Raw genomic sequence first — 11,756 nt, 5'->3', positions numbered from 1 at the left:
AAATTGATGGTACATGCCTTTGCTTCCTTGTGATTGCCTTACAATTGGATCAATGAATTAACCGAAACGGGGCAACAGTTCCCTGTTGATAATGTCCTGCACATTGCTACTGTGATCTGGTGCCTTACTACGCAGGAAATCGCCATAGCCGGAGCGATAGGCTGCAGCCGGGCGCCGTCCAATAGATGGTACCCACAAAGCGTGATTGGTAGTGGCAAATTCCAAGGAGGAGCTGGCGAGAATACAGATCGGCCCGCGACTTATAGCGGCTGCATCAAATATCCAGAATTCCTTACCGTTGGATGCAGAAGTTGTGGGATTTTTTCTGACTACAGCTGCAATTAAATAACCATCATTTTGTGCTGTAGAGCCAGGCCTTGCCATAAACTGTGGCGTGCGCATCACGCAGTCGTCGGGAAACTGGTAAGCATCGGCAATACGCATCTGACTACAATCCATATGCACCAGAGCTGATGGCCTACTCTCCTCCGGCATATCCCAGTAGCCAAAATAACGCTCCGGATAGTTGCGATATGCCCAGGAAACACGCATGGATACAAGATTCGGTCGGAAACCCACTGCCGCCCAATACAGATGCTCAAAAGTTTCAGGAAATTGGAAGTGGCCGCGGTAAGCTGGGTCATTCATATCCCAGAGCAGGTTCTCATCGCGAATTACCTGATAGTCCTCTTTAATTTCTCGCGCAGAACCGGAAGTTACCTGAATCCGGGCGCGGACGAGACCACCAACATCGACCGGAGCAGCCGGATAACCGGACAGCCAAGAGGGAACCAGGCCACCCTCTTGCAAAATCTCGTAGCGGAATAACTGCTCTGACTTATCCATGGCCCCCATATACTGGCCATAAAGAGTTATTTCTCCAGTGCTATCGTCATAATTGCAAACGATGTCAGAAGTATCAAAACCCAGCTCAAGGTAATCGGCAACAATATCTTCCCGACCAGGCACCATGTCTGCCTTGCGCAACACCCAACAGCGTGTGCGGTGTTCTTGTGGCAACACAATACGCGTACCGAGAATACGAGTGGATTCAACTCTGGCCGCGGTCTCAAAAATCACCACATGATTGCGGGTTACTCCGAGAGAGTGAGAGCTGGCTGCAATATAAGCATTATTTCCTTGGCGGTCGCGAATATTCCAACTTTTGAAAGCCCCTTGCTGATCCCAGGAAATCAGGCGAATAAACCCAGAGCGCCCGGAATCTCCCATATTCCCACCGTAATTAATGGTGATACACTCTCCGGATTCCAGATCAAAGAAGGGGTGACCTGTTGTACGGATCTGCGGAAACAACCATTTTTTGGGAGTGAGGTTGTCAAGCAGAGGCGGCAGGCTGGATTCCCACTCACCCACCTCACCAATAGGTGTAATCATCTCCAGGGTGGTTGCATCGAACTCATAAGGCATTCCGCCTTCATAACTCATTGCAAAACGGTTATCCCCCATGTAATTCGGAGCCGTGTTGCAGTAGTTCATAAAGCCCAGGTTTGGACTGGAATAAATGGTTCCACCCAACAGGTTGAATTTATCAAAACCTCCAAGATCCTGTTCCTGCATAATCGCAGAAGCGGTACGAATCATTTTCCGGGTAAAACCAACATTGGAATTACCGCTCCGGCCGCTGAAATCCAACCGCGTCAGGGCTCCTTTTCCATTTGGCGTCAAATGGTTAGGAGCTATCGGAATTCCTTCAGCCATGAATAAATGTCCAGTGACATCATCCGGCAGGCTTCCCTGGACCACCGACAACTGCCCAGATGAATCCTCCAGGCTACCGTACATAATAGATTCCGGAAAATCAGAATCAGTTATCTTACTACGTGCCTGAGCTGTCAAAGGAGACATACCGGCAAGTGGCAATGCAGAGACAGCCCCTGCAGCTTTCAAGAGATCGCGACGTTTCATTACTTTCCCTGAATAAACGGCCGACTGCTTTATCTGACCCAGTGTTTAAAGGACTATTTAAACTAACCAGCAAAAAATCAGAAATCCAGCTGACAGGAAATAAATATATATTTCCCATCACTCTGGCAAAATCTACAAAGGAATTATCCTGCCAATCCCCAATGAGAGGCAGTTAAATATATTAAACTGGAAAAATCAAGGATGGAATTGTGACAAAAACCAGCAAAAGAGAATATTTAAAGTAATTTAAAAGCGAACTATACAGTCACTCAAATAGATATCGAAAACAACTCCATTAAAATCAAAAATAAACAACAGACACTACAAAAATATTATTCCGATAAGTTAAAGCTTAGATATTATTTATAGCCTCCCCCACCAGCCACCTACCCTCACTAAAAATCAGTTTGCAATCAGTCAATTGATATCGATAAGACACTAAACGAAATATCCGCCATTCCAATAGAAACAACCACTACATTAAGCTTACTCAATTACATTATTCAAACCTGCCGAATATTACTGCTTTCTCATACTTCACAAATCAAATTTCAGCCTCTCCCCGATTGAATTATCTACAAAGCCCTCTCTTCGATAAAAATCTATTGTCCTTTGCCAGTGCTCTTTTTCGGGCGTGCTTACTTCCAGGCGTGGCCACCCCTGCTCTCTGGCGAAGCTCACAACCTTACCCAGCAAAGCCTTGCCGATTAATTTTGAACGGAATTCAGGTTCGACATAAAGCTCTTCAATTACACCATAGTGTCCACCAGCATAAATAGCCGCAGACTGGGAAACAGTGATCACCCCGATCGAAGTGCTTTCAACCTGATATAGGAAAGCATGAAAACCATCACCTTCAGAAAGGAGTTTTCTCGATACACTCACTAAACGCTCAAAGTCAATATCCCGCTTATGACCAACAAGTGCCTGTAGCAGTTTCGTCACCAAGTTGGCAACCTCGTCACTATGCTCCGAAGTGGCTTTTGTAATCCGGCCGAACATTAATCCTGTCCCATAACTTTTTATTGCTTTCCTGTCCCATCAAAATATGACTTGAATCACACTTTCTTAGGGTGACCACAAATGTGATCACATTTTTAACATATCAGTAGTTTAGAAAAGAGGCAAGGCCCAATAAATCCTTTACTTACCGCTCAGGCAGAGTAAACACTGATCATATTCAGTGACAAAGAATGTATAGAATAATTGATGTGAAGAATAAATGAGGGAACGAAAGCTGGCAGGAAAAAAATAAAGGCTCCCCAATTATGGAAGCCTTCAAAAATTATTGAATGGTACTAGTCCCAGCGATTGAAAATAACATGCATACCATGATTATCATCGCTCACAAAGACAAAGAAGCCACCATTGGTATCCCCTGAAGCACACACTCTGGTGCCTTTTGAAGTCTCTGAGCACTCCATTTTGAAGGCCTCAATACCATCAGTGTCGTAGCTACACTGCCCGGGCTGTGTTGCCAAATTTTGTACCAGGTCTCGGGTTGTTCGCGCTAAAATATAGCGGTAATCACCAAAGAAGCGATAGCTATACGCATCCAAATAATAGGCCTGGGAATCGCCACCTGATTCTAACAACTCTGAGTAGCAAAGTTCTGGCTTTGCTATCCACAGTATATCCGCATCCCTGGATGCATGGATTTCAGGCCAGGTTTGTTGATCGTGTTTAGAGAGAATTATATTGGTTGAATCGACATAATCCTTCGATATCACATAGTCACCCTCATCACCCTCAATGCGACATATCGGCGCGCCACCCACAAAACTGTCACACTGGATTTCATCAAGGGTAACCTGAGTGGTTGTATCCATACATCCAGGTGCATATCTCTCAGCCCATTCCCTTACAGCAGTAACTGCATACTCTCTTTTGTCTTCAATTTCATAAAAAAAATCAGAAAAGATACGATACACTTCACGATCATTTGTGTTACTTGGAGATGCAACTTGGGAGCATTGGCTAAAATCAGGAACCTGAAAGATTGTCTTTGCCTGGGCAGAAATTCCAGCCATAACAGCCAGAATTGCTACAGACAATACAGATATGGTTTTCATTCAAAATCCTCCATGAAATCACTATATTTTAAGTCGGCGCGGATTCTAGCAAAGAGGCACATACGAGTGAAACATTTTGTAATATACTGACAGGGTGTGTCTCTTAACCTAAGGATTCTCTGAAAATAAGACTTTAACCTTACATCACGCCCCATAAAGCTAAAAACGGCTAATTTTTATCCGAAATTCAAGTTTCTACACGCGATTCTCTTCATTTCGTTACTTGAAACCCGCATCTCGCGGATGCCAGATGCGCTGCCCCTAGGTCAGTAGGTATTTTTTCCCAATTAACAAATTGGAAAACCAGCCAGCAGGTACAAGCGCAGGTGTTTTTCTTTAAACCTCGATAACGTACTTTTTCATACCTGGAAATGTTTTTTATATATCGGAATAGGTGCTCCAATTTTACTCTAATCTGCGTTTTTACCTTTTCAACCCATCGTAATTCAGTATCTTCCGAAGAAAACCTTAAGCGACTTCGCTTTTCTGTAATGTGCCACTTCGCCTATTTAGATTTTACCTTCACGCTTTTCAGTACCTGTGTAGCCAGAACCTTCCCAAATTCGCTGCTCTTCACTATGCAGTAACCTACCTGTCGCAGTAATATCATGTTAGTTAGTGGCTGTTGTGTCGAAGCTATGGATGAGCTCGAGGACGTAATCTGTACAGATTTGCATCTTCCACAGCCGGATCACTAATATTATAAAAAGCTGCATACAATGTATGCGCAGCATAACACTCAATGGATACGATTGCCGGCCACGCTTACCTCGTGGATAACAGGGCACTATTTGAGCTTCGAGCTGTCGCCATGGAATACTGTCAAATTGACTCGAAATTACTTAGAGGTTCCCCAAGTACATCCTTGTACCAAAAAATCAATAAGCTGTGCCTACTAGATGAGTAACTATCTATTGCTCAATTTAGCCACGAACCTATTTGCCAGGGAATAAACTGAGGAGGGATTCGCTCCGGTGATCAACTCCCTATCTTCAATGATTTGTGACATCGAAGGTACACGGAAGCTACTAACATTAAGGCCAGCTTCTTTAGCTTTCTCTGCAACATAATATTCTAGGCGACTACCTTTTAGATAAAGGAAATTTTCAAGGATTAATTCTTCTGATTTGTTACCCAGAGTGATGTTATATCCTTTGTAAATAAAGTTGTTTTTTTGCTCTTCGGTCAGGGAAGTGAATGGATCATAAGTACCTTCCATTGCCGTCAACAGCACAATCGGAGCATGACAAATAATAGCGGTCGGCTTTTTGGCTTCATGAAAGTAAGTTAGGATATCCCCTAGTTCTTTACTAAATAGCAAATCGGTTTTTGGAGCATGGCCTCCCGGAATATAAATTCCATTATATTTCTCTAAGTATTTTGATTCTGCAAGTGACTCGAGTGAGAGCACGGGCTTTTCAGTGATTTGCTGTTGTTCCATTTCATATTCAACATCATCTAGAAAAGCAGATACTTCGTCATTGGCATAGCGATTAGTGAACTTGAGCCTACCAAAATACTTCATGGCTGTAGCGATATCTTTAGAGCGTTCCTCCTGGGCTTTGGCCTTAGGGTGTAAACTGTATTGGGGCCAGTTCGATACTACTGACGCTTTATAGAAATACATTTGCAGACCATAACCGTCAATTACAGGAGTTTTTCCTCCTGGTGTGGCAATATCAACTTCATATCCATTATCTTCCAATTGTCTCAGGGTTTCAGATAATTCGCTGACAAAATATCCAGATTCGACAACACCACCATTTTTCAAAACCAAGTGGTCAGCTGCAGAAACGACAACAAGTACTTTTCCGTTGCTGGCATATACATTAAAGCTAAGGAAGATTACCATGAATAAATATAAAGTTTTTTTCAAAATAAAACCATTTGTTATTGCTAATAAAGTGAAGGATATTAATTACTGTAAGGTACTTTTAAAGGGATCTGTTCGCTAAGCATTCTTTTCTATTCACTAAATGCTTATATGCATCCACTCTATCATATACATATAAAGAAGGTGTTGCCTGATAAATTTAAACCGGATGAGATCGGATTTTACCAGAACTCATCCAATTTATTTATTTAAGGGGATTTTGGATCTCACCCAAAACCATGATCTTCCGTTCTCTTATAGTGGGCTACCCGCACCTCCTATCGTACTTGGTCTGATACTTCTCCAGATCATCTTTGCACAAATCTAATCCCTAACTAGCGTAACATCCAGGGAAGCAGGTTCTTTGCTTTCTTTACCAGCATGATCAACTGCGATTATTTTATAGCGGTAGCTTTTGCCTTGTTCTATTTTGGAATCTTGATATGACAGCTCTCGAGTCTTCACGATCAACTCATCATCACGAAACAATTTGTAATGAAGCACACCGCCATTTTTGATAGTTTCATTCCAAGACAAATGCAGTTGCTTGTCGATAATTCTATACTTAAAGCCGCTAACCTTAGCGGGTTGCGGATGAACCTCGTCCCTGGGGGCATGGGCGCAGGGCACAATATCTCTACCTAAACCGTCAGTACACTGATCAACGCTTTTATTTGTTTTTCCTGAAGCATTCCAACTTTTGGAGATTCCTCCAGAGCACATATTATCAGCACAAAAAGGGAAGTCATAATTGAGGCAGGTTCTGCAGTTCTCGAATCCAAAATTATCTACAAAAGGCATCTCGGACTTATTAACTGCGGGATAATAATTGCAAACTGTGACATGTGCACCATCGTTATAGGCTGGATTATCAACGCCAATGATACTATCGCACTCAGCTACTGCACATCCGACATAGCGAGTTTCTCCATAGCATACTTGAGCCCAGTGCCCACAAGTCTCATCGTGACATTGACCGTCCTCCCAATTATACGCATAACTTTCATCGTACCAGGCCTGAACAGCTCCAGCCCATTGCTCGCTACCATACTGAGATGCTGGAGGGTTCGTAAAATGAATCGCTACATTTTCGCCAATTTCCACATAACCAGCAGGAAGTACAAAAGAAACTTCATCCTTCACTTTATCAAAAGACTTCCTAATACCCGTAGATTCACCTAAATGGCCATAATAACAGGCCGACGCCCTCTCTTTTGCCATCTTAGCCAAAGCATCATCCCAAAAAAGGGTTTGCATGTTTCCGGCACTTTGTGGACCTCGTCCTTCCCCAGATTGCCCACTGGCACACCGCTGCCGAAAATGATTGTGTCTGTCGAGCATTATCCGCTTTTGTTTCAGAGACAGCTCAAAAGAGCCAGCCCCATTTGTATCTGCGTTTACTACCGAAAATGTAACGGATAGTTGAGCGCCATTTGTTAACTGAAAACTGACAGTATCAGTTACAGACTCACCTTCTTTTAGGTTATTCGCATTGCCATTGAGGATATACTCCCAATCTCCATTACTGACGATCTTAAAATCACCGTAACTGCCAGCTATATTGTTCTGAGAAAAACTCGGCGTATTACCATCTACATCTTGTAAGGTCAAAGTGCCATTAGCACTTTCCCTACTTTCTACAACTAAAGTAGCCAGAGGGGATTCGGGTTCAAAAGTATAGGCATCGTCCGCACCTGTTACTTCGATAACAATCACTGCAGCGTAATCATCTCCGGTTCCCACAGCAACTGTAAATTCATCAGTGGCAAGCTCATTAGCGCTGAGTGGATCAGACAAATTACTATCCAAATTATAGTTCCATCTGCCATCCGAGAAAACTTGCAAGCGACCGTATTTACCCCACTCATGAATTTCTTCAAAGGTGCTATTTTGGTCCGCAGTATCAACTAGTAGGCCAGAAGTAGATATTACATTATCCTCGCTAACACTACCTTCCCCACCACTAATCCTCCCAGGAGCGTTCGGATCAGGATCAGGATCGGGATCGGGATTAGTACCAGTACCAGCACCAGCACCAGCACCAGCACCAGCACCAGCACCAGCACCAGCACCAGTACCAGTACCAGTACCAGTATTAGTCGTCCCAGGATTATTGTTCTTGTCATCTCCGGAACCGCCTCCGCCGCCTCCACAGGCAGTTAGGAAAACGGATAAACAAACTGCCAGTAGCAGCTTAGACGGATCATTCATATTAGTCTCTGCGAATTCAATTTCATTTTTTCACTTTGAGAAATTATACGGCTTTATCTTTCTCATTTTGTGAACTCAATTAAATATTATTGTTTCCATATTGATTACCTATAGTTTCCAATTGGCGAACAATCAATTTCCCGTTATTATTTTGTCTAGTGTCTATTAATTTTTTATTGGCACGAAAACATTGGGGACACACCATTTACTTACCACAAGTGCTCCGGTAACATGCGATCGCTGCTATGAAGGTATTTATCTGAGAACATGGAGAGCAGAGCTTTCTAAAATCAACAGCCACCCGTATAGCGGATGGTATGTGAAAGCCCCCAGAGGGGCTAGTTTACAACCCCGCCAGTTGCATCTGCTCTTGGCGGCGCTCTTCAACTACTTTATTCTTGATGTACTCTCGAATCATCTGCTCATCAAGCCCCACTGTTCTCACGCGGTAGCCCCGAGCCCAAGAGTGTCTTCCTGTAAATTTCTCTGTACTTGCTTCTATTTCCGAAATATCTGGATCCCAGATTTCCCTTTCAGAAACCCAACCGTATTGGAAACACTGAACTTCGGAGGAATCATTAACAATATATGGATGTGATCCTTCATTGCCCACCCCTCGACTAACATAATGCCCTTTTGACGACATAAGTTTCGGAATATTTCTCCAATCTCCCACCTCAATGCCCCAAGTAATGCTTTCTTTCGATGCCTGGGCACAAATACCGCGTGGTGCCAGTAATAATGTTTCACGTGAGCTTGGTACTACCAATCTTGCATATGGCCTCCTCGTAGAACTTGCCGGTTCATGAAGGCCATATTTTTACCCTGCACGCCTAAACGGTAGAGCCCTGTCGAGTCTCACCGCCAAAGGCGGTGGTTTACCTATGTGTTAATTAATGTGGGGGAATTTAAGGGCGTTCGTCAATTTTGTTTTGGTCAAGCTTAACCGGATACTTTCTTAAGTACATTTCTCCAAATTCGATGGGAGTTAGGCCTCCAGTTTTATAAGTATTCTGTGTGAGTTGTAATAAGCAATATAGGTTCTCACATCTATTATAGGCCCGCCCTTAACTATAAATGTTGAATCTTAAGTATCTATCCTTGTTTGAAATGTCTATATAGATATCTCATTTTATAATTATGCAGCACTGAAATGGATTTTCGTCACAGGAGATTAAACTTGATTTTATTAGATGAAGAGGCCTGAAGATTAATAGTGAGGCTTTGCCAGAAACTGCCATTCTCTCAGTACCACATCAGTCGATAATGATCGACCTGAAGACCTATAATTTTCTTATTTTACTACCCCTAACATCAACTATATCTCCCGCCTGATAGTGTTTACCTATACTTCTTCAGGTTCAAAATAAGGATAAAACCTATGGCCTTTACAGTTGACCCTGAATTCATCCAGGCGGTTGGGAAGTTTAGTGCACTAATAAGCTCAGTTGAGCCTATTCCCCCTGGGGATGCCCTCACAAGGCGAAAAGTAGGGGAGAGAGTTCTGAGGGCTGTCTTCGATACACATTCAATGCCCAATGATATCTTAATGGAAAATATTTTTATAAGGACTTCCGATGAGTCCAGTCTACTGTTGCGCTGGTACCACAAGAAAGACAGTAACCCAGGCTCAGCAATAGTTTATATCCATGGTGGTGGCCTGATTTTCAACAATGTAGAAATATACGACAAGCCAGTTTCCAAATTTGTTTCTGATAGTGGGGTGCCATTTCTCTCTGTTGACTACCGCAAAGCACCAGAACACCCCTACCCGACACCTGTGAAGGACTGCTACGCAGCACTTATCTGGTTAGTAGAGCACGCAGAATCAATGGGAATTGACCCCGCTAGAATAGCGATCATGGGCGACAGTGCAGGTGGTGGGTTAGCTGCGGCTATAGCTATCAAGTGCAGAGATAATGGTGGTCCTGCATTGGCCAAGCAAATTCTTAACTACCCAATGCTGGACGATCGAACCACCTCGTCAAACCCCATTCTGGAACCATTTGTAATCTGGTCACCTGACGACAACCTCACAGCTTGGCAAGCCTACCTGGGCTCAGCCGCTGGCACCAAGAGTGTGAGTCCTTACGCCGCAGCAGCTCACTTAAAAGATGCCAGTGGGCTTCCTCCAGCCTATATCGATGTTGGGGAGCTGGATATTTTTCGTGACGAGGATATCCGGTATGCGCAACTATTGGCTGACGCAGGTGTTAGTACAGAGCTACATGTGCATCCGGGTGTAATTCACTCATGGGAGCTTTTTGCCCCAGAAATCGCCGTATCCCAGCGGGCGCATAGGGATAGGATACGGGCGATTCAATCAATATAACCGCCAGTCTTCCCACCTAGCAGGTCGGAGATTTCACTCAAGGGGGGGGGAAGCCTTTTACACAATGGCTACATCCGCTTTCTAATATCATCCAAGACCCAGCTAAGGGGCTTATCTATTCCCTTTTGGTAGCTTTGCCAGTCCTGCTCAATCAGAACGTCCGGTTGTACGCCCTCGGTAAAAGCATCCTGAAATCTATAGTTACGTTTGGAATAGGTAATAGTCCAGCCTGAATTAGGCAGGGAAAACTGGTCCATATCCTGATAACCCACTGGATTTCCACCCGTAGGTTCACCAATCAATTTAGCATTGAGTAACTGGCGATATTGAGCTGCATTACTCATCGCCGCAGAGTAGGTTTTGTTGCTTATCAGAGTGTAAACACCATGATCCCAGTCAAGGCTATCGACAAGCACTAATCTCCAGGCCATCCCCAATCCAACAAAAAAATCACCACCACCATTATCCCGTAAATCTATAATCAAATTCTTTATTTTCTTTTTCTTCAGAAAATCCTCTATATCCTCAGAGAAATCTTCCATATCAGAAAAGCTTGGATACCTTCTAAAGTAAATATAGGCTGACTGTATTTCTTCATCAGCAGACATCCATAGATTCTTAGATTCAACTATTTGCTTTTCACCAAAAGGTACTTGACTTGGAAAGAGACGATGGGTTAGCTGTTGATGATATTTACTCATTGATACGGGCGTTACAGTAACAGTTTCATTATCACCTGCGTCACTGGTAAAAGTATAATTTGCCCGCTCTACACTGTCGGTAATGCCCGCACCTGCAAGAATTTTAGCCACCGTTATCTGAAAGGCCAGCCTGACTTCTAATGAATGTTCATTCTCGACACCCTGAACTAATGGGGCAAGCTGCTTTACCACTTCCTTTACCGGAGTACCATTTACAGCGGTGAGCCGATAGCCCAATAAGTGCCGATAGGTCTCACTAACGCTCACCAAGCGGAGCTCCCCAACAACCGTCAAAAATCGAAATGGATAGAATTCGATATCCTGCTCCCAGAAAGCCACCATCGTATGTCCATCACCAATCAAACGGCTGATACGCATCAACTCAACCAGAAGCTGATTCTCTGAGAGATCCCCCAAGTTAGATTTTAGCTGTGTCAACTCTGCATTTAGCCGCTCTGCCGAAATAGTATGATAGAGATTAATATGTCTTTTTTGCAGCTCCCTCTGAAAGTAATTAATATCCTCCACCCAATTATCTATTTCCGTGGCAGGTGAAGCACTAACAATCCCAGGCGCCCAAAATGAAGCTAAAAACAGTAGTAAAAACCTTAGCAAACCCATATTGTTTCCTTTGCACACTT

General features: G+C 43.5%; 8 protein-coding genes. 1 reads left to right on the top strand and 7 read right to left on the bottom strand.

The window, feature by feature from the left end; all coding sequences use genetic code 11:
• Window positions 1–57: 57 nt before the first annotated feature.
• The 6 genes from GL2_RS15375 to tnpA form a co-directional block, all read right to left on the bottom strand.
• On the bottom strand, window positions 58–1,926 hold the full coding sequence (locus GL2_RS15375) for a carotenoid oxygenase family protein (RefSeq protein WP_143731477.1): 1,869 nt from the start codon (window positions 1,924–1,926) through the stop codon (window positions 58–60).
• A gap of 537 nt (window positions 1,927–2,463) precedes the next feature.
• Complete coding sequence (locus GL2_RS15370; protein WP_143731476.1) at window positions 2,464–2,928, bottom strand: N-acetyltransferase; 465 nt, start codon at window positions 2,926–2,928, stop codon at window positions 2,464–2,466.
• A gap of 296 nt (window positions 2,929–3,224) precedes the next feature.
• Entirely contained in the window at window positions 3,225–3,998 is a 774-nt protein-coding gene (locus GL2_RS15365; RefSeq protein ID WP_143731475.1) for a hypothetical protein, read from the bottom strand.
• A gap of 907 nt (window positions 3,999–4,905) precedes the next feature.
• Window positions 4,906–5,874 carry a DJ-1/PfpI family protein gene (locus GL2_RS15360; RefSeq protein WP_143731474.1) on the bottom strand — a complete coding sequence of 323 codons (969 nt, stop codon included), beginning with the start codon at window positions 5,872–5,874 and terminating at the stop codon, window positions 4,906–4,908.
• A 321-nt stretch (window positions 5,875–6,195) separates the two neighbouring features.
• Entirely contained in the window at window positions 6,196–8,082 is a 1,887-nt protein-coding gene (locus tag GL2_RS15355; protein ID WP_143731473.1) for a VCBS domain-containing protein, read from the bottom strand.
• 498 nt (window positions 8,083–8,580) lie between these two features.
• Window positions 8,581–8,799: an IS200/IS605 family transposase gene (tnpA, locus tag GL2_RS22405; RefSeq protein ID WP_172621169.1), complete on the bottom strand. Its 219-nt coding sequence runs from the start codon at window positions 8,797–8,799 to the stop codon at window positions 8,581–8,583.
• A 664-nt stretch (window positions 8,800–9,463) separates the two neighbouring features.
• On the opposite strand from tnpA, the gene GL2_RS15345 reads away from it, so the two are divergent.
• Window positions 9,464–10,414 (top strand): alpha/beta hydrolase, encoded by a 951-nt coding sequence (locus tag GL2_RS15345; RefSeq protein ID WP_143731471.1) that lies wholly within the window; start codon window positions 9,464–9,466, stop codon window positions 10,412–10,414.
• A gap of 68 nt (window positions 10,415–10,482) precedes the next feature.
• Here GL2_RS15345 and GL2_RS15340 read toward each other — a convergent pair whose 3' ends face one another.
• The gene (locus GL2_RS15340) at window positions 10,483–11,754 is read right to left on the bottom strand and encodes a S41 family peptidase (protein ID WP_143731470.1); all 1,272 of its coding nucleotides are present in this window, start codon (window positions 11,752–11,754) and stop codon (window positions 10,483–10,485) included.
• Between the last annotated feature and the right edge of the window lie 2 nt (window positions 11,755–11,756).

This window comes from Microbulbifer sp. GL-2 (assembly GCF_007183175.1).
Lineage (GTDB): Bacteria > Pseudomonadota > Gammaproteobacteria > Pseudomonadales > Cellvibrionaceae > Microbulbifer.
Note: the sequence above shows the minus strand (reverse complement) of the source record. Positions and strands in the feature narration are given on the sequence as shown.

What these genes read in the sequence shown, in the direction of transcription:
- GL2_RS15375 (WP_143731477.1), bottom strand. Translation starts at nt 1,926, where the DNA reads ATGAAACGTCGCGATCTCTTGAAAGCTGCAGGGGCTGTCTCTGCATTG.
- GL2_RS15370 (WP_143731476.1), bottom strand. Translation starts at nt 2,928, where the DNA reads ATGTTCGGCCGGATTACAAAAGCCACTTCGGAGCATAGTGACGAGGTT.
- GL2_RS15365 (WP_143731475.1), bottom strand. Translation starts at nt 3,998, where the DNA reads ATGAAAACCATATCTGTATTGTCTGTAGCAATTCTGGCTGTTATGGCT.
- GL2_RS15355 (WP_143731473.1), bottom strand. Translation starts at nt 8,082, where the DNA reads ATGAATGATCCGTCTAAGCTGCTACTGGCAGTTTGTTTATCCGTTTTC.
- GL2_RS15345 (WP_143731471.1), top strand. Translation starts at nt 9,464, where the DNA reads ATGGCCTTTACAGTTGACCCTGAATTCATCCAGGCGGTTGGGAAGTTT.